At 59.1% G+C, this 21,064-nt stretch carries 19 protein-coding genes; 12 read left to right on the top strand and 7 right to left on the bottom strand.

Annotated elements, in window-relative coordinates; all coding sequences use genetic code 11:
* Positions 1–7: 7 nt before the first annotated feature.
* Genes WC683_11105 through WC683_11115 form a run of 3 tightly spaced genes read left to right on the top strand, consistent with a single transcriptional unit; the run spans position 8 to position 3,421 of the window.
* Complete coding sequence (locus WC683_11105) at positions 8–826, top strand: hypothetical protein (protein MFA4973154.1); 819 nt, start codon at positions 8–10, stop codon at positions 824–826.
* Entirely contained in the window at positions 823–2,106 is a 1,284-nt protein-coding gene (locus WC683_11110; GenBank protein ID MFA4973155.1) for a hypothetical protein, read from the top strand. The genes WC683_11105 and WC683_11110 overlap by 4 nt, the downstream gene beginning before the upstream one ends.
* A 19-nt stretch (positions 2,107–2,125) precedes the next feature.
* Positions 2,126–3,421, top strand: a complete 1,296-nt coding sequence (locus tag WC683_11115) for a hypothetical protein (GenBank protein MFA4973156.1) — start codon at positions 2,126–2,128, stop codon at positions 3,419–3,421.
* Positions 3,422–3,428: 7 nt separating this feature from the next.
* Here the strand turns inward: WC683_11115 and WC683_11120 are convergent, their stop codons facing one another.
* Complete coding sequence (locus WC683_11120) at positions 3,429–4,316, bottom strand: LysR family transcriptional regulator (protein MFA4973157.1); 888 nt, start codon at positions 4,314–4,316, stop codon at positions 3,429–3,431.
* 90 nt (positions 4,317–4,406) lie between these two features.
* On the opposite strand from WC683_11120, the gene WC683_11125 reads away from it, so the two are divergent.
* The 3 genes from WC683_11125 to WC683_11135 all read left to right on the top strand — a co-directional run bounded on the left by WC683_11125 (position 4,407) and on the right by WC683_11135 (position 8,208).
* Entirely contained in the window at positions 4,407–5,732 is a 1,326-nt protein-coding gene (locus WC683_11125) for an inositol-3-phosphate synthase (protein ID MFA4973158.1), read from the top strand.
* Between the two features lie 258 nt (positions 5,733–5,990).
* On the top strand, positions 5,991–7,721 hold the full coding sequence (locus WC683_11130; GenBank protein MFA4973159.1) for a VCBS repeat-containing protein: 1,731 nt from the start codon (positions 5,991–5,993) through the stop codon (positions 7,719–7,721).
* Positions 7,722–7,995: 274 nt separating this feature from the next.
* The gene (locus tag WC683_11135; protein MFA4973160.1) at positions 7,996–8,208 is read left to right on the top strand and encodes a cold-shock protein; all 213 of its coding nucleotides are present in this window, start codon (positions 7,996–7,998) and stop codon (positions 8,206–8,208) included.
* A gap of 70 nt (positions 8,209–8,278) precedes the next feature.
* Here the strand turns inward: WC683_11135 and WC683_11140 are convergent, their stop codons facing one another.
* From WC683_11140 to WC683_11165, 6 genes are all read right to left on the bottom strand, one after another.
* On the bottom strand, positions 8,279–8,905 hold the full coding sequence (locus WC683_11140; protein ID MFA4973161.1) for a hypothetical protein: 627 nt from the start codon (positions 8,903–8,905) through the stop codon (positions 8,279–8,281).
* 113 nt (positions 8,906–9,018) lie between these two features.
* Positions 9,019–10,632: a ChaN family lipoprotein gene (locus tag WC683_11145; GenBank protein ID MFA4973162.1), complete on the bottom strand. Its 1,614-nt coding sequence runs from the start codon at positions 10,630–10,632 to the stop codon at positions 9,019–9,021.
* Between the two features lie 18 nt (positions 10,633–10,650).
* The gene (locus WC683_11150; GenBank protein ID MFA4973163.1) at positions 10,651–12,369 is read right to left on the bottom strand and encodes a capsule assembly Wzi family protein; all 1,719 of its coding nucleotides are present in this window, start codon (positions 12,367–12,369) and stop codon (positions 10,651–10,653) included.
* Positions 12,357–14,873: an MMPL family transporter gene (locus WC683_11155; protein MFA4973164.1), complete on the bottom strand. Its 2,517-nt coding sequence runs from the start codon at positions 14,871–14,873 to the stop codon at positions 12,357–12,359. The genes WC683_11150 and WC683_11155 overlap by 13 nt, the downstream gene beginning before the upstream one ends.
* Before the next feature lies 1 nt (position 14,874).
* Positions 14,875–15,621 carry a hypothetical protein gene (locus tag WC683_11160; GenBank protein ID MFA4973165.1) on the bottom strand — a complete coding sequence of 249 codons (747 nt, stop codon included), beginning with the start codon at positions 15,619–15,621 and terminating at the stop codon, positions 14,875–14,877.
* 36 nt (positions 15,622–15,657) lie between these two features.
* The gene (locus tag WC683_11165) at positions 15,658–16,668 is read right to left on the bottom strand and encodes a phosphatase PAP2 family protein (GenBank protein MFA4973166.1); all 1,011 of its coding nucleotides are present in this window, start codon (positions 16,666–16,668) and stop codon (positions 15,658–15,660) included.
* Between the two features lie 132 nt (positions 16,669–16,800).
* On the opposite strand from WC683_11165, the gene WC683_11170 reads away from it, so the two are divergent.
* From WC683_11170 to WC683_11195, 6 genes are all read left to right on the top strand, one after another.
* Entirely contained in the window at positions 16,801–17,916 is a 1,116-nt protein-coding gene (locus tag WC683_11170) for a glycosyltransferase family 4 protein (GenBank protein MFA4973167.1), read from the top strand.
* Entirely contained in the window at positions 17,913–18,881 is a 969-nt protein-coding gene (locus WC683_11175) for a lysylphosphatidylglycerol synthase transmembrane domain-containing protein (protein ID MFA4973168.1), read from the top strand. The genes WC683_11170 and WC683_11175 overlap by 4 nt, the downstream gene beginning before the upstream one ends.
* Entirely contained in the window at positions 18,878–19,693 is an 816-nt protein-coding gene (gene proC, locus WC683_11180) for a pyrroline-5-carboxylate reductase (protein ID MFA4973169.1), read from the top strand. The genes WC683_11175 and proC overlap by 4 nt, the downstream gene beginning before the upstream one ends.
* 24 nt (positions 19,694–19,717) lie before the next feature.
* On the top strand, positions 19,718–20,029 hold the full coding sequence (locus tag WC683_11185; GenBank protein ID MFA4973170.1) for a DUF167 domain-containing protein: 312 nt from the start codon (positions 19,718–19,720) through the stop codon (positions 20,027–20,029).
* A 128-nt stretch (positions 20,030–20,157) separates the two neighbouring features.
* Positions 20,158–20,403: a zinc ribbon domain-containing protein gene (locus WC683_11190; protein MFA4973171.1), complete on the top strand. Its 246-nt coding sequence runs from the start codon at positions 20,158–20,160 to the stop codon at positions 20,401–20,403.
* Positions 20,400–21,035 carry a hypothetical protein gene (locus WC683_11195; GenBank protein ID MFA4973172.1) on the top strand — a complete coding sequence of 212 codons (636 nt, stop codon included), beginning with the start codon at positions 20,400–20,402 and terminating at the stop codon, positions 21,033–21,035. The genes WC683_11190 and WC683_11195 overlap by 4 nt, the downstream gene beginning before the upstream one ends.
* The last annotated feature ends 29 nt before the right edge of the window (positions 21,036–21,064 follow it).

Here is a 21,064-nt window from a genome sequence, read left to right on the forward strand (position 1 = left end):
AATATATATGATAGGCAGTCTGCCAAAGCCCGCATACGTGACCGAGTTTTATCAGACATTCCCCAGCTTCGCCTTGAACTGCGGCTTTTACCCTTCCGTGACGGACAGGCTCATGGCCAAGGCCTATGGCAGGACCGCGCCCGACCCCTACGTGCCGCTGGTGGGACTTGAGCGCAGGCCGGACAAGGCGACGCTGCCCCCCTTTCTCAAGAAGCCCAGGTCCGAGACATCGCGCAGGATGCAGGAAGACTGGGAACGTCTCCAGAAGATCCTCGAAAAAAAACGCGGCCCCATGCCCGACACCCATGCCGAACGCCTTGCAGCGGTGAATGCCATTCTGGATGCAGCCCATCCTTCTAAAGCAGCGGGACATCCGGCCGCAGCAGCGATGATGATAGACGAAGTGCGCACGACGGCCGCCCAATGGAATTATGAATTATGGGAAAGCCTCGCCCCTCGCGCATCTAGGGCGTGGTTCACGCTCATGCAGACGGAGACGGACGACACGGCATACGCCTTTTTCCTCAGCCGCGCCCTCGCAGCGCCGCTCAATATCGGCACGACTCTCACAGAGGAGATCCTCGACAACTCGATCGCATATTTCTTGAGGCAAGGCGATGCACTCGATGCTGCCCGCGCATCCGTCGAAAAGGCCCATAACAGGTTCGAAATGACGAGTGCAGACTGGCTCACGATCAGGAAGGACCTCCTCATTGCGTCGGCTTACTTCGGCACGTTAGATCATGCGTCCGCAAAGCGGACTGCCGAGTTTGCAGACATGGCCTCGAAGGAGGCCTCTGCGGCCACGAAAGGGGGAAAGGGATGAGCGGAGTTGAGACACTGATCATGCCGAGGACAATTTCACCGACTTTTGCCGCAGGTTTCACAAATCTCGCATCGTGGTCAGGCGCGCTTCCAATCTCGCATTTTGAAATCGCCAGGATCGGCCTCGACGCTCCGCCCACCGATCCCCTGCCCCCGCTGATCGCGATAGACGGAAGCCCTAGACCCGAGCGGGCTCCGAAGCTGGCGCTAAAAACCGCGGATGCCCACGAGGAGGGTTACGAAGCGGATTGGAACGAACTCCAGGACATGCTGGATCTGCCTCCCTCTGCTGTCGAAGAATTCGGGCTGAATTTGATGGAACTCGGCAGGGCAAGGGATGCCGGCTGGCTCAGCAGATACAATTCGATCAGAGAGATGCTCGCACCTGACGAGATATCCCACAAAGCCCGCGTATTTTTTGCAGAGGCATTCGACGCACACAGCCGCGGAATCATTACGCCGCTGTTTAACTCTTCAACAAACGCCGTAGAATTAGTTAACTCACAAAATGAGCACGGAGGATACAATCACTCCTTGGCAAGAAATCTTCCATCTACAGACAAAAAAGAAATGTTCTATGTTGCCAAGAGCCGTTTCGTGGAAGGAGCCTTTATAGCTGGAATAAATTGGCCCGGCGCCTTTGCACAGGATAGATTCTTTCAGTCTGCAATGGGATTCGGGGTGAATGAGCGTTTTTCAGCGGCCGCTATGATGTACGAGCTGGCAAGGGATGCGCTGTTCCGCGACGGGTTCTCTCTTGCCGAAATGAGGGAAGAGTTTCATCTGAATGAGCTGAGGACAGAGGAAGCGAAGATGTGGCTGAAAGAACTCAAGCGTGGCGATGCCTCCTCGTTTGACGCGATCTATCCCCGCGCTCTGAACGCGGCGCAGGTGGATCACCCGGGCAACGGCCTCCTCGAAGGAATATTCGAGGCATCGACCGCGCACTATCTCGAAAGAGGGGACAACGAAGAGACAGCCAGGGCATTTCTGCGCACCGCATGGGCGCGCATCATGAAGCTCGATGCACCGAACGCCGCACCAATCCTCTCCTCAAGCGACTGGTTCAGGACAGCCACAGATATCCTCACGGCCGGCACGTTCCTAAACAAATCAGCCCTTACGGCCTACGCATCGATGGCGCAAAAGCTCTCTGCAGAGGCATATGGATTCGGAGACGGCATAGTGACGGTCTTCCCTTCACTCCCGCCGAGGTCTGACGAGACGGTCAGGGAACGCCCATCCAGCCGAAACCCCAAACCAGGTCCAGCTAATGACTGAATAAGAAACGGAGCAGAGCATGCCAGCGATCGCCGGTCCGCAACTGTCCATACCGAAATCAATCTCATCCGACTTTGCCGCGCCTTTCGCCGGACTTGCGACCGCCCTGGGCGCGTTGCCGATCGACATCGAGGACGTGGCGAGGATCGGCGCAGGCGAGACGCCGGTGGACCCCCTGCCCCCGCTGATCGCGATAGACGGAAGCCCGAGACCAGAAACCGCACCCGGCCCCATCCCCAAAGAAGGCACCTCTAAAAGGGGCTCCGGCTTTGAGCGCGACATGGGCCTTTTGCACGATCTCCTCGACATGCACCCCACGACGTTTCTCAGGGAATTCAACCTCTCCAATAAGGATTTTGACTGGGCGCACCAAAGCGAGCCGCTCAGCGAGTGCCCCTCGATGAGGGACATACTCGCATCGAGCGAAGCCTCCAAAAAGGCCCTGATCTTCTTTGCGCCGGCCTTCAAACGATTATTCGCCAGGTTCGCAACAGCGAGCACCAAGTATGCCAGAGCGATATCGTATCGCTCATCTGAAATAGCGACGGGCCGCAGCAGGACCGCAAAAACCAGGACAAGCAAAGTGCCTCCGCCGCCTGAAAGACCGTCGGTTGAAAAACCTAATGAACTGGAGTTCGCGATGCATCGCTTTCTCCACGGCGCCCTCCTGGCGAGGACCGGACAAGGCGATCATCTCGCCAAAGCGGAAAGGCTGTTCATCGAATCCGCTGCGCTCTTTGCCAAAGTCGAACGCTTCTGCGCAGCCGCGATGATGTCGGAACTCGTGAGCGACACTCAGCTCCGAAAAGGACGCATGCCGAGCACGACCAGACACGACGAGGCGACTCATTGGCTCAATGCGCTCGAGATCATCGGGCAAACCCCCGGACTAGAGGTCATACGCGATCGCGCATTGAACGCCGCCCAATACGAACCCGCGGGCAGCGGGACGCTGGAAAGGATATTCCGCGGTTTGACGGCGTATTTCGCCGACGTCGGAGATAAAGAAGAGTCATTGAAGATGCTCATCAGACAAACGTGGGCGCAACTCATGAAGACGGAAGATCTCACACCCTTGCCCGACACTCTCGTCGAAGCGTTGAAGAAAATCAAAGAACCGCCGCCCCCATCGAAGCTCAACATGTTCGATTGGTTCAAGGTTCACAACAACCTCATCGTGATCGGCGATCGTCTGAAAACCGACGGAAGATCGCAACATGCTGAGACCGCCGAAGCTCTTGCGCAGATGGCGTTTGGTTTTGCCAAAGAGATCACGACCGCAGAGGAGATTAAAAAGAACGGCGCCCCGGACTGAGACGACATCACAGCTTACGCCTGCGGCCCGTCCTCACTATCGCTTCCATCAGGGCCTTGGATTGAGGAGCCAGTCTCCTTACGCGGTGATACACGATCCCGATCTCGCGAAGTCCCCTGAGCTCCTTCACGCGAACGATAGCCTGACCGCGCAGCCTCTGCTCGCGCGCGGAGAGCTCGGAGATGAGCCCCACGCCCATACCCTGCTGCACCAGTGAACAGATCGCCTCGGGATAGTGCATCTCCATGCTGACCGCGGGCGCAATCCCGTGTTCGCGGAACACGTCCTCGATCAGCATGCGCGAGTGAGACGAAAGCGGGTATAGGATCAGCGGTTTTCCGCGCAGCTCGCGCAGAGAGATCGATCGGCCGACGAACTCGGAGCCCTGCGGCACCACGGCGACCATCGAGTCCCTGTAGACCGTGCTTGCGACGAGCCCCTCGGGGATGCGGTTGGTCACCGCGACCGCGAAATCGATCTCGTGGCCCGCCACCATGTCGACGAGCTCGCCGCTGGCCTTGACCACGGCTTCGATCTCGACCTCCGGGTTCTCGCGCTTGAAGGCGGAGAGCACTCGCGGCATGATCTCGATGGCCGCCGTGTCTATCATGCCGAATTTGACCTTGCCGCTGCCCACCCCCCCCGCGGCGGCGATGCCCCTCTGCACGTCGTCCGCCGCAGCGAGTATGAGCGCCCCCTCCCTGTACAGGAAGTCGCCTGCCGCAGTGGGATGCTGGCGCGCGACCGGATCGAAGAGTGCCACGCCCAGTTCCTTCTCCAGCGCGCGCACCTGCTGGCTCACCGCGGACTGGGTGAGCTTGAGCCTGCGGGCCGCTGGCGAAAAACCCCGCTGCCTGTACACCTCGCAGAAGATCTTTAAGCGCTTGAGATCCATATTAGTCATCCTAATGTTATCAAGTAATATAATTAATTTGACTTATACCAAGGGCGCTGGTACGGCAAGGAAAATTTAAAAGGAGGCAACATGACGACAGAGACAAAACCGCACACGATCAAGCCGGCCGAAGGGAAGCTCGGGGTCCTGCTGGTGGGCCTGGGCGCGATCAGCACCACGGTGATCGCAGGCATCGACGCAATAAAAAAAGGGCGCACGAAGCCGTACGGCTCGCTCACGCAGATGGGGACCATCCGCCTGGGCAAGAGGACCGAGCACAGAAGCCCCATGGTCAAAGATTTCGTCCCGCTGGCGAACCTCAACGATGTCGAGATCGCGGCATGGGACATCTTCCCTGACGACGGCTACACCGCCGCGAAGAAGGCCGGGGTGCTGAACGACACGGACCTCGAACTCGCGAAGACTGCGCTGGCCGCAGTAAAGCCGATGAAGGGCTACTTTGATCAGAACTGGGTCAAGAAGCTCGACGGAAACTACGTTAAGAGCGCCAAGACGAAGCGCGAGTATGCCGAGCAGCTCATGGACGACATCAAGCGCTTCCAGAAGGAGCGCGGGGTGAGCCGCACCGTAGTCGTCTGGTGCGCTTCCACCGAGACATTCGCCCAGAGGAACGACGCGCACAGCACGCTCGCCAAGTTCGAGAAGGCGCTGGAGTCCAACGACCCCACGATCGCGCCCTCAATGGTCTACGCGTATGCGGCGCTGAAGCTCGGCATCCCCTTCGCCAACGGCGCTCCGGGACTCACGGTCGACACCCCGGCGCTCTGCGAGCTCGCGAACGAGACGCGCACGCCGATCTGCGGCAAGGACTTCAAGACCGGACAGACGCTCATGAAGACAATACTCGCCCCCGGCCTCAAGGCGAGATACCTCGGCCTCTCGGGCTGGTTCTCCACGAACATCCTCGGCAACCGCGACGGCGAAGTGCTGGACGACCCGGGCTCATTCAAGACCAAGGAGGAGTCCAAACTCTCCGTCCTCGACACGATACTGCAGCCAGAGCTCAACCCGGACCTCTACGGCAATATCTTCCACAAGGTCCGCATCAACTACTACCCGCCGCGCGGAGACGCAAAGGAGGGTTGGGACAACATCGACATATTCGGGTGGATGAAATATCCGATGCAGATCAAGGTGGACTTCCTCTGCCGCGATTCCATCCTCGCCGCGCCGATCGTGCTCGACCTCGCTCTCTTCATGGACTTGGCCAAGCGTGCGGAGTTCAGGGGCATCCAGGAGTGGCTCTCCTTCTACTTCAAGTCGCCGCAGACCGCCGAAGGCCTGTATCCCGAGCACAATCTCTTCATCCAGGAGACCAAACTCAAGAACACGCTTCGCTGGATGATGGGAGAGGAACAGATCACGCATCTCGGGAACGAATATTACGGGATGTGATTCAAGATTCGCCTGTTGGAAAGACAAAACCCCCTGGGAGACCAGGGGGTTTTTTATGTTGGAGACGTCATTTTGCTGACGTTTATTGGTAGATTTTTACCCAGACGCCGACATCCCGCCATCCATCTGCCCTGTCTATACCAATAAATTCAACCAACTATAACAAATTAAAATAAACCCTCCGTTGGCACAGATTATGCTTATTTTATGAGGGTGGACTGTACATACCCCTATAAGGGGAATGGGAAGGGCTACAATATGAAACTCATCAGATTTTTGACGGTGGGCATCGTGATATTTGCCGGTTGCGCCGGCTACATCGATATGCCCGGGCCCTCAAGCCACACCATCCTTGCGCCGGAGCTCTCGGATATAAGGGTCTCGGCGCTGGGAGCGAACAACGACTTCGGCATGGTCCCCGGACTCTCGCTCGGAGGGATAACAATACCTGAATGCACGCAGGAAGACGGATCACCGATCGACTTTGAAGTCAGCTATTCCATGGATGACCTCCCGACCTGGCTCAGCTTCGATGCCTCCACGCGCGCCCTTTCTCTGACCGAGGGATCGATTGTACCTGTTGAGGCCTACGACGCGGCAGAGGTGACGTACGTGTGCACCGACGCCTCTGATCCTGGCGTCTCAGACTCGCGGACGTTTGTCGTAAACGATCTGGACGGCGGCGGCGCCGTCGACGGCAGGGAATATCAGCACGGGGAGATCCCGCTGCTGAACAAGACGGGCTATTTCAAGCTCACCCCCGGCAACGTCGATCTCTACAGGCCCGGCGGCCCATCCTTCCTTTTGCCCACCAACACCACCGGAGGGCTGGATTCCACGAATGCGGCGGATGATACCGAGGACTTTGACGGGGACGCTGGGGTGGCCGGGGGCGGAACTAACCTGGAGGAAACGATAAACGGGACCGACATATTCCTGTTCGCCACACAGGGCGCCTTTGCCCCGGCCGTCATCTATGCTACGGGCGCCAACCCCGTCGATATCATGGCCGCTGACCTTGACAGCGACGGAGACTTAGACCTGACCTCGAGCAACAGGAGCGGGGCCATCTACGACTTTTCAGTCTTTCTCAACAACGGCGACGGCACATACGCGGCCGGTGTCACCTACCCGACCGATAACCCGACTGTTGCCATCGCGGCCGCGGATCTTGACGCCGACGGAAACGTCGATCTCCTCACAAACCAAGATCCGGGAGTAACATCCGTGTTCATGGGACACGGAGACGGCACGTTCGATGCGCAGGTAGACTACGTAACCGGTGGAAGGTCGCACAGCATCATCGCTGCGGACCTCGACGGGGACGGTGATGTCGACGCTGCAATCGGCTTCACCACGCCGGACATATCCGTCCTGCTGAACAACGGCGACGGCACGTTCGGTGCTTCAACCGCATACGCCACAGGGGACTCCCCGCGACACCTTACGGCCGCGGACTTTGACAAGGACGGCGACCTCGACATCGCGACAGCCAACAGTGTGGACAACAATATATCGGTGCTCATGGGCAATGGGGACGGGACGTTTGCGGCCCAAACGGCTTACGACGTCGGCACCGGTCCGCTCAGCATCGTCGCATCGGACTTTGACGAGGACGGAGAGATCGATCTCGCGGTCGCAAACAATCTCTCTGACAATCTCTCGATCCTGCTGGGGAATGGCGACGGGACCTTTGCCGCAGAGGTGACCTACGGCACAGGCACGCAGCCGAACGGGCTCGCGGCGACTGATCTTGACGGCGACGGGAACGTCGACCTTGCCACGGCCAACTCGGGATCAAACGACGTGTCGGTGCTCTTCGGGAACGGCGACGGCACCTTTGCTGCGGACGTGGTTTACAGCACTGCCAGCACAGCGCCAATCGACATCGTCTCCGCAGACCTCGACAACGACGGCGCACTGGATCTGGCCACGATCAACAACAATGGCCTCATTGGCAACGTCATCTCCGTCCTCCTCCAGGACTAAGATCCGCCAATTCAAGAAATAACTTTAAATATCAGTGTGTTATAGTCTATAGTGTCAACGCTTGAACAAACCCCAGTCGCCCGATTCGGCCTCGAATGAAATAAGTGCTTGTAAATAATGATATCTGCCGCTATAAGCGCCCGGCAAGTGAATAGATCGATCAAAAGCGTGCGAAGGACAGCGTAATGGTTACGACTAAACGCGAGCCATATTGATAGCGCGCGTTTTTTGTTTTAACACGCTGTGATCGGTCAGAAGAAAGGAACGGTGTAGTATGACGGAAAGAAAAAAGGGTCAGGTGAAGTGGTTCAATGATGGGAAGGGTTTCGGATTCATCTCCCCCGAAGGCGGTGGCGAGGATGTTTTCGTGCACTTCCAGGCTATCCAGGGCGAAGGCTTCAAGTCGCTTCAGGAAGGCCAGACGGTCGAGTTCGAGGTAGTGAAGGGCCCGAAGGGCCTTCAGGCAGCAAACGTAACAAAGGCGTAAAGAACCGCAGGTTCACGCTGACAAGACACCCCGGCCCCAAAGGCCGGGGTTTTTTTACCCGTTACGACCCTCAGCGGTTTTTGATGATGTCCGATACCCTGTTTATGATGTAGTAGACGGTGGCGGCGCCGAGCAGGCTCATCATGGAGTATTTGGCGATCGCATACTCGGCGACATCATAGATCATGTACTCGGCATAACACGCAACGCCGGTGATGACTGCCGCCTCGGCTATCTTGAGGCCCACCGGAAGTTCTGAATTCCCCCCATTTCCATCCTGCATCCTCATCGCCGCTTCCAACATATATGCACTGGACGCAGGGGAGATCACCCTGCTGTCGAATGCGCTCTTGGCAAGATCTATGACACCCTCATGACCCGCGAACCCTGCGCGCACGACTTTTTGCCGGTCAGGCACCCTTCGGAACAGCCGCATCACGCCGGCGTCAAGACGAGGGCGCGCCTCGGAGATTATCTTTTCCCTGAATGCATCGACCTTATCAGCCCCTGCCTCCTGATCCGGAGCCGCAGGATCCAAGTCCGCAGGCCGCCACACGATGCGATTGGGTCTGAGGACCCAACTCTCCACCATGGGCCATGTCTCTGCGACCTGCGCAGGTGTCGTGCTGTTGGCAAAAGTTATCATCGCATGCAGCTGCAAGGCGAGTGACGGAGCGGGCCTGAAAATGTTGAACATGGCGGATACCTCCTCGTCGTATAAATATTGCCCTGCTTATACGCCACACACCGGATTTGCAAGGTGTTTTTAGGAAAAGGCGAAAACTGCCTGCTGAGATCAAGGGTTTTCAGTCACATCCTCTTGGGTATTCTCACTCCTCGGACCTTGTTGAAGATCTTCATGTAGGCCTCGACTGGAGCGCCCTCATCCTCCCAGGGGTCGCAGAAGAGATTCTTGATCTCCGGTTTTCCGATCTTCCCGCCGAGGAGCCCATAGTAAAGCCTGTCGCCCAGGATATAGCCGAGCGCATGCGTGACAGCGAGGAAGAGGTCCATGCGGCTGCGGAAGATCTCGGTGTAGGCCAGCGCCCTGCCCCTCTTCTCCATCCTCTTGTACTCCGTCACCAGCGCGGCGGTCTCGTGCTCGAGCATGCGCTCCCTGGGCACGCGCACGCTCTGGAAATAGGCGAGCAGATTGGCGAAGTCCTTCTCGTGATAGCACTTGCGCTTGTGGTTGATGATCTTGGAGCCGAAGAAGCCGAGCGCTTCATGGAGTATGTTGGCGTAGAACGCGTCCACCACCTCGCGCGGCTTCTCCTCGCCTGAGCAGAGGCTCTTCACAAAGTGGGCCGCCTCCTCGGCCGCATGGTTGAGCGAAAGGTTCGCGAGATAAACGAACTTAGTGCGGGCGATGTAGTAGCTCTCGCTCGCGAGTATCTGGCGTTTGATCGTCGCAAGCTCCCCCTTCGAAAACCTCTCGCTCTCGCGCAGTTTCTTGAGAAACGACAGGTCGCCGCAGGTGAAGACCTCGACCTCATCGCGCTCCTTGCCCAGCGCGATCCTTAAGAATTCGCAGATGCGGTCCGCGATCTCCAGGAAGCTCGACTTCGCGTCCGCGTAGTCGATCTCCCCCTCCTCGTGCTCCAGCCAGTTGAGGTACGAACGCTGACAGACCACGGGCGGGGTGTGCATGCGGCAGTAGTCGCCGCCTGAGAGCCTCACCACCTCTACGCTGTCGTCCTGCCCCATCTCGGCCAGCCTCCAGTAGATGGACTCGCTGTTCTCGTAGAGCGCCAGGTGCCGTTTTTTGAGGCCCGCCTTCTTGAGCTCGCGCTTGAGGTCGGCCGGCAGGTGCTGGGGCGCTATGTGCAGATCGCCGATCAAGACGAAGAGCCGCTTGTCCGGATTGACCCGCATGATGCGGGCCAGAACCCTGGCGGACGCAGCATCGCGGGTGCGCACGTCCGAGTCGGACGCGGCAGCGTCGATCGCGTACATGCGAATGCCGTGGTAGCGGCAGAAATCGAAGAGCGGCTTGAAGTTGTCCCACAGGTCGAAGACCCAATGCTCCTGCAGCTTGATCTTGCGGAGGAAGGTGGACTCGCTGATGCGGCCGTCGAGATACCTATCGAGCGCATCCTGGTGCCTCTTGTGCAGGAGTTCCAGACCGAGCACGAAGCGCTTGTCGCGCTTCACCACCGCCTTGAGCACGCGCAGGAAAGAACGCTGGGACTGATTGCAGGTGTGATAATCGCCCACGTAGATCACGTCCGAGGCTAGCGCCGCTTCGATCATCTCCTCGTGGTCGACCGGCTTCTCATAGCCCTTCACCGCGCGGCGATAGGCCTTCTCATAGGCGGCAAAACCCGGCTCCTTCACGAGGATCGAGTGATCTATGACCTCCCTGTTCCATCGCCAGAGTTTTTTCTGGAGATCGAGCAGCTCTGCGCGTGGAGATTTGGGCATGGCATTTTTTAACACATTCTAATCGGCTGAAAAACCAAAAAAGCGGTCAAAGTCCAGCTTGAGGGATGCGGCGAGGAGATAGTTGTTCCCGTGCGCGTTCTGCTGATAGTGGAGATTGCCCACGCGCTCGTAGCCTCCGGTCAGATGAAGGGTAGCGCTTGGCTTAAGCCTCCAGTCCAGATCCACGAGCCCCCTCCAGCGCTGCTCCGTGGGTCCGCTGGCTGTCTTGACGATCGGCCCTGCGGTCCCGTCAGGGTTCTGTTGCTCCCTGTACCTGTTAGACTGTCGGTAGTCCCAGCCGAACGTGAGCCCGGCCCAGAGCTTCGGCGAAATCGTCTTCCGAAGAAGCGCGTGCACGGATTGCCCGTCCGGACCCGTGTCGGAGCCGATCAGCCTCTGGTTCAGGGTCCAACCATCCGTGTACATGTCGTGCCGATACTGCAGCGGATTGATCGTAGTGAATTCGATTCTCAAGTCCATGGAGCCCGACGGATCCAGGGCAGGCAGATACACGCCCGCTAGATAGGAGCAACCCTGCGTGAGAGTTTTCTTGATCGACTTCCAGTAGTCCTCGATCGCCATGTTGGCGTACATCTCCAGGCCGCGCAGCTGCGGAATCCTGACGAGCAGATCGATCTCAAACTGGTGGTTGGCCTTGTTCGGTGAATCCGTATCCGTGCCTGCCGGCCTGAACCCGAAGAACTCTCCTATTATGTCCACGGCGGATAGTGAGGGAGCCCCCTCTCCGCCCATCTGGACCGCATGGCCAAACCCGAGCTCCACATACTTGGCCGGCGCAAGATCCAGCTTGTATCCCGCCATCCATGCCCGTTTCATGTCATAGCCCGGCCCGAAGTTCGCGCCATAGAGCGTATAGCGCCACCTGCCGAGATACTTGAATATCCACGGCAGCCTCGCGGCCTCCGGGTTCGTGATCCAGACGCCGTCGAGCGGCCTCGGGTTCGTGGAAAAAAGCAGGCTCCCGCACTCGCCCGGTCCCCAGATCATCGAATCGCGGCCGGCCTTTATCGAGAAATTGCCCGCCCTGAAGGTGGCGTACCCGTTCTGCAGGTACGCGTGTCCCTGCAAGTCGTCGTTCAGACGCATCATGTCCGCCTCGAAGCGAGGGCTGACATAGGCTGAAAAATATCTGCCCAGTTCGAAGCGTCCCACGGCCTCAACCGCAAAGAGCCCGCCGTCGATCGGGTGTCTTCCGAGATTGTAGTCAGCCAGGGGGTTGACCCAGGCGTCGATGGAACCGCGCCCGTTGTTCGGAGGTATCTGCGTAGGCGGGCTGTCGAGGTAGGCGGCGTCGAATATGACCTTTTCCAGGGGGTGTATGCGATAGCGCATGCGCTCACCGGAGGCGGCGCCCATATCCACGAGCTCGTCGCGGAACTCCTCCTTGAACCTGTCCAGCACTATGTTTATCTCGCGCCTCTTGGCGCGTCGCCGGACGAATTCATCGAAGCCCTCGGCCTGCCCAAGCTCTTCATCGTTTTTCTTGAGAGCCTCGATAGCCTCCGCGGTCATCCTAGCGAATTCCCAGCGCGGATGAGTCCTCTGCCCCCGCACCGGAGGTTCCACGAGCCCGAATGCGACGAGTTTGTCCAGGTCCCGATAGAGGGAGCTGTCGGGAGGCACCTCTGAGGAGCTGCGCCAGCGGTCCGCGCAGAGCGCACTGCTTGCGGCGCAGATCAGGGACAGCGCCAGGATCAGGGCTGCTAACCTTCGCATACCCCCTCTTTCTCCTCCGCGCCCTTGAGCTCCGGTTTTTCCCTGCGCATGTTGATGGCGAATATTATGACCGAAGGCACTATGAACATCGCGGCCATGATGGCTGCGATCTCTCCCATCACCGCGACGTATCCGAACTGGGCCACCGCCTGGTTCGTCGATTTCGTCAGCACCAGATAACCTATGATCGTCGTGATCGAGCAGAGCGCCACCGCCCCGCCGGTGTGTCTGATGATGTCGAACGTCCTCGTGCGCCTCTTCTCATGGAAGCGCATCGCGATGTTGATGGAGTAGTCCACGCCGATGCCGAACGTGAGCGGGATCGCGATGAAGTTGAAGAAGTTGATCTTGATGTCGAAGATCGCCATGCATGCGATCATCACGAGGCCGACCCAGACGAGCGACAGGATGATCACGTAGCTCTCGGAGAGCCTCCTGATAAGGAGGATGACGAAGATCGAGACCGCGATGAAGGAGGCCGCCATCAGGATCGGCGCCTCTTGCTTCACTATCTTCACCAGGTCGGAGAATATCAGCGATTCGCCGGTCGCATGGAAGGTGCGGCCGTCCGGAAGTCTTATCTCCTGTATCGTGTCCGCGAACCTCATCAGGTTACGGCCGTCGGTGAGCGGCATTCCGGACCTGGGATTGATGAACGCGAAGGTCCCGACGTTGCCGTCCAGATCCTCGAAGTTCCGCACCAGGTCGCGCGGAAGGTCGTCGACCGTCAGGATCATCTTGTTCAGCGACTTCTTCATCGTCCTCAGCCGATCGCCGAGTTTACCCTTGACCTCGCCGACCCATTTCTCGCTGAGCAGATTCTGATAGCTGGCCAGCACAGCGGCCTTTTTTTCCTGGTCCGATGGGAGGAGGTCGAAGACGTTCACGCAGCTGTCCACCATCCTGTCCGCCGGCTCCCTCATCTCGTTCTGCCGCATCACGGCGTCGCATACCGCGGGCCCCTCCTCGGCCTTATCCAGGAGGACCACCGCCGGCGTCATGGAGCCGACCCAGAGCTTTGACACCCGCCTCTCCAGCGCCTCGGTGCCGGTGGTCGCAGAGGAGCGGTTGCGCAGCTTGGAGAAGTCGTATTCGAGGCTGTTTGGGAGGAACCTGTAGGTGATCACGCCGGCCACTGCCGCCACCAGCGAAAACACCAAGATGATCGCGAGCGGAAAATGAGAGAGAGCCTTGTCCACCTCGGGCAAGAGCGCGCTCTGGCGCCTGGGCGGCATCAGACCCTTGAACATCGTGAGCACCCTCTCGGATATCACGACCATGAGCGGCAGCAGGAATATGGTGGTGAGCCAGGTGGCCATCACCCCGACCGACCCTATGAAGCCGAACTGAGAGAGCCCCTTCACCCTCGCTATCATGAGCACGATGAACGCGACCGCGGTGGTGGCTGCCGCAAGAAACGTCGGCACAGCGGTCCTGGCGAGGGCGAATTCCATGGCAGGTCTGGGCGAGATCCCCGCTTTGCGCTCCTCCAGATACCGACCCATGACTATGATGCCGTAATTGATGCCGGTGCCGATTATGATGCTCGCGAGGAACGCGGTCTGCGCATTGAGATAGCCGATCGCCACCCTCGTGATCGCGAACGTGAAGGTGATGCCGATGACGAGAGTCGCGCCGAGGAAAGCTATGACCCTGAGCCTCAGGAAATAGAGCCCGAGCGCCAGGCAGACGAGGAAAATACAGAGGGCGGCGGTGGAGAACATGTCCGTCTTGAGCGTGTCGTACTCCTCCACCGTGGTCACGAGATTGCCGCAGAAGCCCACCCTCATCTGCGGCGAATAGGAGTCCGGGTTCATGGAAGCCGTGATCGCCTTGACCTTGCCTATCAGCTCTCTGGCGCGGTCGACCTCGATGGAGGTACCCTGCGGCCTGACCATCAGGATGAGGAAACGCCCCTCCTCCCCGCCGTAATAGTTTCCGTAGACGGCTAGCGGCATCTTGACGTTGCCCTCGTTGCGCTCCTTTATGTCTTCAAAATTCAGGCTGATCGGAGGCGCCGCATCCTCGGCCTCGAGGTCCAAAAAAAACGGCGTGCGCTTGAACTTCTCGTAGTCGACCAGGCGCTTGACCCTCGAGTAGAGTTTCTTGAGGTCCTCTACGTCGATAAAATGGAGTATGTTCTCCTCGTAGAATTTCTTGATCTGGTCGACCTTGGCGATAACATAGCGGACCTCCTCCTTCGGCAGCTCCGAAAGTCTCGCGTTCAGATCGTCGATGAAACGCATGTTGGCGGCAGGATCAGGGCTATCGACCGTGACGGTCAGCACCGACGTTCCGCCCACCTTCGCGAGCATCCGGTCGAGTTCGACCACGCTCTGCGACTTATCCGGCAAAAGCTCCTTGAGGCTGGAGCGGAGTTTGAGGCCGGACGCGAGCCAGAAAGAGGCGGCGAGCAGCAGGACGATAGCCGCGCCGCACAGGAGCCTGCGCCTATTCGCAAATCCCAGGTATGCGTGGAAAAATCTGTCGAGCCTCGTCTCCATATCAGTGCTGAAACCTCATCGCCCTGCGAACTGCGCACTTTATCGCATAGAGCGCAGCGAGCATCGCGTTGACCGCAAGCTCGGCCTTATAGACTATGAAGCCGTCCGTGTTCGCAGCAGACGGAGGCTGAAATGTATACAGGGGGTTGCCCAGAAACGCGCCGACCGCATCGGGCGAGCGGAAGAAATCGACAAGCGCGAATTTCGCCGGGGTCAGCGGCCAGAGCACATAGATCGGGTAGGTGTACGTGATCGTATCCGCGAATATATGCAGCAGATAGCCCAGACAGAGGAAAAAGAAGACCCTCGAATACGACGCGGCCTTGAGCAGCCACTTCACCGGCGGCGTCGCGATCAGCGGGACGATGAGCGCGGCGAGCGGCGTATGAAGGATATTGTGCGGCCTCCACATGCCCTCGGGTACCGAGCCCGTGAGCTTCAGGGCGATGACGTCGAACATGTGGGTGTAGGCTGAGAGGACCTGGCCGCCTATAAGGATGCATACGAAGAATTTTCTCCGCTCATCCTTCCGTCCCCAGAAGAAGAGAAAGAATATGAGGGCCGCGTTGCCGAACCAGTCATGCAGATGCATGCCCCAGCTCCCCGGCGCGAGAAAGAGCGAAAGGACAGAGAAGACGATGAGAAAGAGAAGATAATAGGCAAAGCAGAGCGTCGTCTCTCTCTCGTCAGTCAGATCGACGTTCCCGGCGACCGCCGCCTCGCACATGAAATGGCCTATAGGAGTCATTTCAAACGTTCCAGTCTATCGAAAATTCAGCGGATCCTAAAGGGGAAGCCCGTATCGCCCGCGAAGGCGGGAACAGGCGCGCGTGAGCGCATCCGCGCCGACGTAGGCGATCCCCGCAACCGCCCATCCGGCGAATATGTCGACGACCCAGTGGTGCCTGAGATAGACGGTCGAGGCCCACAGGCCGATCACCAGCGGAATATATGCGTACCAGACGACACGGCAGATCCTGTTCATGTTCCGAAACTTCCATGCGTAGATCAAGGCGACGCTCGACAGACCCACGTGCAGGCTCGGGAACGCGCCGCCGGAGATCACGGAGAGGCTGTCCCACGCCCCCTGCAGATGGTTGAAGAGGAAGAGACCCTGCAGCCTCACCGGATCCGTGAAGAGCGGCTCTATGAAGTAACGGGGCGGCGACGCGGGCAAAAAGACGTAGCCCAGAAACCCTAGGATGAACGCGAGCGTGAGCGTAAGGGCCATGTGCCTCAACTCGGAGCGCATGTCCCAGATCGAGAGAAGGAACATGATGACCAGCGGCTCTGCAAAATAGAGGGCGTACAGACCGGCGAAGACATCCGTGAGCATCGGAGAATAGAAGCGCTGCGCCCAGAGGGTCGGCTCCACGCCGAAGATCGCCACGTCCCATGCGTGCAGCGTGCCGGCTATGTCGAAGTCCATGGCCTGGCCGGCGACGTCGTGCATGTTCTCGTATATGAACACGATGATCAGGAACGGGACCCAGTCGCGCAGTATGTGCCTGACCTCATCTTTCCACTCCGTAGGCCTTTGCCATGCCGCGGTCACCACGGCCGCCACCATGATCGCCAGCGGCAGCAGCGCCGAGGCCTGGAAGAAGCGGATGCTGCCGCCCATGGCCAGAACCGAGGTCACGAGCATGAGAGCCATCGCGCCCAGTATCACTATGTCAAAGCCCAAGTGGGCGAAGTGGAAGAGCACGCGCTCCTTTGCCCAGCAAAAAAACGCGGACAGGGAAAAACCCTTAGGGGTCATGCCGAATTCAAAGGTCCCGTTGGCGGTTGACATGGGTGGGTTGGTGTATATCTATGAAATTGGAATTTCAATAGAAAACCAAGGGGTTAATTAATTGACAAATCAACCCCTTTCCCTCATAACCCCTCGAATCCATGAATGATTTGGCCTTGGGGAGCCTTCCGGATGAAGATAGGCATAGTCACAGAGTACTTCTACCCCACGCTGGGGGGCATAACCGAGAACGTGTACCACTTCTCAAAGGAGCTCCTGCGCCTGGGCCACGACTTTAAGATAATCACGGGCAGGAGCAGCGAAAAACCAAAGATAGAGCAGGCCATCCTCGACCGCATGATCTGCGTTGGCCGCAGCACCCCGGTATTCTTCAACTCCTCCTGCGGCAGGGTCACCTTCGGCGCCGGGCTCAAGAGAAAGATGAACGAGGTGCTCGAGGAGGAGCGCTTCGACATCATGCACCTGCACTCGCCCCTCTTCCCGACCCTGCCGATGATCGCGAACACCCGGTCGAGGGCGCCGATGGTCGGGACCTTTCACACGGTGCTGGGGGGCACGGACGACATATACTACAAACTTTACAAGAAGCGCTGCCTCGCCCTGCTCGACCGCATAGACGGCCGCGTCGCGGTCTCGGAGTGCTGCGCCGCAGAGCTCACGCGCTACTTCCTACGCGACTTCGACGTCATCCCCAACGGCGTGGACGTGGAGTGGTGGACGAAGGGCAGACCGATGGAGAAGTTCTCGGACGGCAAATTCAACATCCTCTTCATGGGCAGGCCCGACACGAGAAACGGGCTCGACGTGCTCATCAGGGCGTTCGCGCGCGTTCACAGGCGCAACAAAGAAACGAGGCTCATCGTGGTCGGCGACGGGCCGCTGGCCTTCTACTTCCACAGCATCGTGCCGCACGACGTGCGCGAGGCGATCGTGTTCGAAGGTGCGGCGCACGACAAGAGGCCCGACTACCTGGCCAGCGCGCATGCGTTCTGTTTCACCCCCTCCATCGCCTCGTTCGGGATCACGATCCTGGAGGGGATGAGCGCCGGCCGCGCCATGATCGCCTCGGACATCGAGGCCTTCAGGGCGCTGGTCACGCACAACGAGAGCGCCCTGCTCGTCCCGCCCGGCGACGACTCGGCGCTCGAGGGGGCCCTGGAGAGGCTCATAGGGGACGAGGAGCTCCGGGAGAACCTCGGGGTCACGGCTGCGCTCCGAGTCGACCGCTTCGACTGGAAGCGGGTTGCGGAGATACAATTGGAGTATTATAAAAAGATACTGGGATGAAAAAAACCGCGATCACAATAACGGGCTGGATCATAACAGCGGCGCTGATCTGGGTGATGCTGGCCAAGATCGATCTGCGCGCGCTGTGGGACGAGATCACGCGCGCTAACTGGTGGTATCTTGCCGCGGCCGCGGCGGTCAACATCACGGTCATCCTGCTCAAGGCCCTACGATGGCAGTGGCTGATGAGCCCCAGCCACCGCGCCCGCTACGGCAACATCTTCAACGCCTCGATGATAGGCTTCGCCGCAAACAACGTGCTGCCAGTGCGCGGCGGCGACTGGCTCAAGATCTACCTGCTCGGAAAGTGGGAGCGCGCGAGCCGCGCGATGCTCGCTTCCGTCACGGGGCTCGACAAACTCTTCGAGGCGATCTCCATCCTTCTCCTCTTCAGCGTGCTTTCGCTGCACTCCACCTTTCCCGATTGGGTCGTCAAGGGCACGATGATAGTCTCCATAGTAGCGGCGATATCGCTGCTCATCTGCATACTGCTCATGTTCCACCACAGGCGCGCCAGCAGGGACGATACCGGGACTGCGGGCAGGGTCTCGAAGCTCGCGGCTCAACTCGGCTCCGGAATGCTCGTGCTGGCCAGCAGCCGCCTGATCTTCGCGACGCTGGCCCTCTCGATCGTCATATGCCTCCTGCAGATCGGGACGATCTGGCTTTGTCAGCTCGCCTTCGGCCTCCACCTGGCATTGTGGGTCCCGGCGCTGGTATTTGTGGCCATCAACCTCGCGATCATAGTCCCTTCCGCGCCGAGCGGACTCGGGCCCTTTGAGGCGGCCGCGGTGCTGGCATACTCCTGGTTCGGCGTGAACGCCGCGCTGGGGCTGGGCATCGCGCTGTGCTATCATGCGGTGCAGTTCATCCCCGTGACAATAACCGGCGCGATACTGTACATGATCGAGATCAAGCCCGGAACGCGGAAGGAATTGAAGATGAACAGTACGGAGGTATTATGAAAGACAATTACATAGTCGGCCTCATCGGGGCGGGAAACATGGGCGAGGCGCTCATCAAGGGGCTCATGCGCTCGAACCTCGTGCGCTCGTACGAGATACTGGCCTCCGACCTCGCGCCCAGACGCGTGCGCTATCTCGAGAAGGCCTACGGCATCCACACCACGCGGAAGAACCACGCTGTGATCAACGCATGCAATACCGTCATCCTCGCGGTCAAACCCCAGGACATGGAATCGGTCTGCGAGAGGATCAGGCACCTCATCACCAAAGACCATCTCTTCATATCCATAGCGGCGGGAATCGACTTCAAGAGGCTCCGCAAATACCTGGGAGCGAAGCCCAGGATCATCAGGGTCATGCCCAACCTGCCGGCGGTCATCGACGAAGGGGTGTCGGCGATATACTGCGGACCGCGCATGCCGGAGCGCTACCGCCGCTTCGCGCACCAGGTCTTCCAAGCGGTCGGCCAGACCGTGGACGTGCGCGAGGAGAGGCTCATGGACGTGGTGACCGGCCTCTCGGGCACCGGGCCCGCCTATTTCTTCGCCATGATGGAGGCGATGGACGCAGCAGGGGTGAAGCTCGGGCTCACGCCGCAGATGTCGCGGCTTCTCACCCTCCAGACAGCGGTCGGAGCGGCGGAGCTCGCATCGCAGAACAGCCGCTCCCCCCGCGAGCTGCGCGCACAGGTGACCTCTAAAAAGGGGACCACCTGGGCCGCGATGAATCACATGAAGAGAAAAAAATTCTGGAAGACCATGGAGGAGGCAGTCCGCGCAGCCACCAGGCGAGCCAGACAGCTGAGGGCGTAAAGGCGCGGCCCGCCATCCGTCACCTTGAAGATCCGAGAAAGAGACAACGGAGTCACGATCGAATGCCGCGTCACCCCGCGCGCAGGCAAAAGCCGGATCAAGGGCGTGCGCGACGGCGTGCTCATGGTGGCGCTGGCTGCTGCCCCTGTCGATGGCGCGGCGAACGAGGAGCTGATCGAGTTCCTCTCCGATGAGCTTCGCATCCCCAAGTCCCGCATCTCGATCATCTCGGGCGAAAAATCCCGCGACAAGGTGGTCCTGATTCAGGGCATTAACACCATGAACCTGCTTAATAGTGTCGATCTCAAACACTATAAAGCAGGTTCGTTTAAATGATTATCCGACGTCCATCCTCCATCTATAGATTGGATAAAATTCTTTACTCCACATGGAGATAGACTAAAATGGGGTATCCAGACCACAGCCCCAGGTGGGGAGAAGATTCCTCGGAGGAGAGAGTTTCGATGCCGATCTACGAGTACTCGTGCAAATCCTGCGGCAACCACTTCGAGTGCATGCAGAAGATCTCGGAGCCCCCTATTGCCCCCTGCCCCAAGTGCGGCGACACGGCGGACCGGATCATCTCGATGACCGCCTTCTCGCTCAAGGGCGAGGGATGGTTCAAGGACGGGTACGCGAAGGGCAAGATCACTGAGAGTTCGAAGTCGAAGTCTGAAGGTTCGAAGACGGATACAACCAAAACAAAATGATCGAAAAGATCGACAGGCCGGACACGCCGAACCCCTACTCCATCTCCCAGGCAAAGGAGACCAAGGAGGACCGCCACCAGCAGCACAACCCCAAGGAGGATGCGGAGCGCGAACGCAAACGCCGCATCGAGGGCAAGGAATGGCAGAAGTTCGGCAGGCGCACGGTCGTGATCAAGCCGCTTCGCGTGGCGCGCGAGAAGATAGCCCGCTGCCTTTTCAAGTCGGTGAGCCTCCACAGCGGCATAGGCACGCTCAAGGTCGACGTGGCCTGGGTCGACGGAAAGACGACGCGCGACGCGCTGATGCTGGTGCACAGGCTGGAGGATTTCTTGAAGCTCCGCGGCCTCTCCGCCGGGGAGGTGGTGCCGGAGGCGCTCTGGGTGAGAGGACCCACTGTGGAGATGGGGATACCTCACGTCATGACCGAGGCCGGCGCCCTGTCGGGCCGCGACATGGAGTCCAGGCCCCCTGTGAAACCTGCAGCCGCGGAGAAAAAGAAAGGCTTCCTGAAGAGTTCCGGGATCCTGAACGAGGACACGGGCGCCCCCAACTGGGGGTTGACCATGTTGTATGCGTTCGTCCTCGCGCTTGTCGTGGCAGCGATCGTCGCGACGATATCCAAGCTCGGCTGACGGGCTAGACGGAGAAATTATGGGCGATT

It is taken from the genome of bacterium, assembly GCA_041648665.1.
Taxonomy (GTDB): Bacteria; UBA10199; UBA10199; order 2-02-FULL-44-16; family JAAZCA01; genus JAFGMW01.

Bases quoted from the DNA above. Each gene is read 5' to 3' on its own strand.
- WC683_11105 (MFA4973154.1), top strand. From the start codon at position 8: ATGATAGGCAGTCTGCCAAAGCCCGCATACGTGACCGAGTTTTATCAG.
- WC683_11110 (MFA4973155.1), top strand. From the start codon at position 823: ATGAGCGGAGTTGAGACACTGATCATGCCGAGGACAATTTCACCGACT.
- WC683_11115 (MFA4973156.1), top strand. From the start codon at position 2,126: ATGCCAGCGATCGCCGGTCCGCAACTGTCCATACCGAAATCAATCTCA.
- WC683_11120 (MFA4973157.1), bottom strand. From the start codon at position 4,316: ATGGATCTCAAGCGCTTAAAGATCTTCTGCGAGGTGTACAGGCAGCGG.
- WC683_11125 (MFA4973158.1), top strand. From the start codon at position 4,407: ATGACGACAGAGACAAAACCGCACACGATCAAGCCGGCCGAAGGGAAG.
- WC683_11130 (MFA4973159.1), top strand. From the start codon at position 5,991: ATGAAACTCATCAGATTTTTGACGGTGGGCATCGTGATATTTGCCGGT.
- WC683_11135 (MFA4973160.1), top strand. From the start codon at position 7,996: ATGACGGAAAGAAAAAAGGGTCAGGTGAAGTGGTTCAATGATGGGAAG.
- WC683_11140 (MFA4973161.1), bottom strand. From the start codon at position 8,905: ATGTTCAACATTTTCAGGCCCGCTCCGTCACTCGCCTTGCAGCTGCAT.
- WC683_11145 (MFA4973162.1), bottom strand. From the start codon at position 10,632: ATGCCCAAATCTCCACGCGCAGAGCTGCTCGATCTCCAGAAAAAACTC.
- WC683_11150 (MFA4973163.1), bottom strand. From the start codon at position 12,369: ATGCGAAGGTTAGCAGCCCTGATCCTGGCGCTGTCCCTGATCTGCGCC.
- WC683_11155 (MFA4973164.1), bottom strand. From the start codon at position 14,873: ATGGAGACGAGGCTCGACAGATTTTTCCACGCATACCTGGGATTTGCG.
- WC683_11160 (MFA4973165.1), bottom strand. From the start codon at position 15,621: ATGACTCCTATAGGCCATTTCATGTGCGAGGCGGCGGTCGCCGGGAAC.
- WC683_11165 (MFA4973166.1), bottom strand. From the start codon at position 16,668: ATGTCAACCGCCAACGGGACCTTTGAATTCGGCATGACCCCTAAGGGT.
- WC683_11170 (MFA4973167.1), top strand. From the start codon at position 16,801: ATGAAGATAGGCATAGTCACAGAGTACTTCTACCCCACGCTGGGGGGC.
- WC683_11175 (MFA4973168.1), top strand. From the start codon at position 17,913: ATGAAAAAAACCGCGATCACAATAACGGGCTGGATCATAACAGCGGCG.
- proC (MFA4973169.1), top strand. From the start codon at position 18,878: ATGAAAGACAATTACATAGTCGGCCTCATCGGGGCGGGAAACATGGGC.
- WC683_11190 (MFA4973171.1), top strand. From the start codon at position 20,158: ATGCCGATCTACGAGTACTCGTGCAAATCCTGCGGCAACCACTTCGAG.
- WC683_11195 (MFA4973172.1), top strand. From the start codon at position 20,400: ATGATCGAAAAGATCGACAGGCCGGACACGCCGAACCCCTACTCCATC.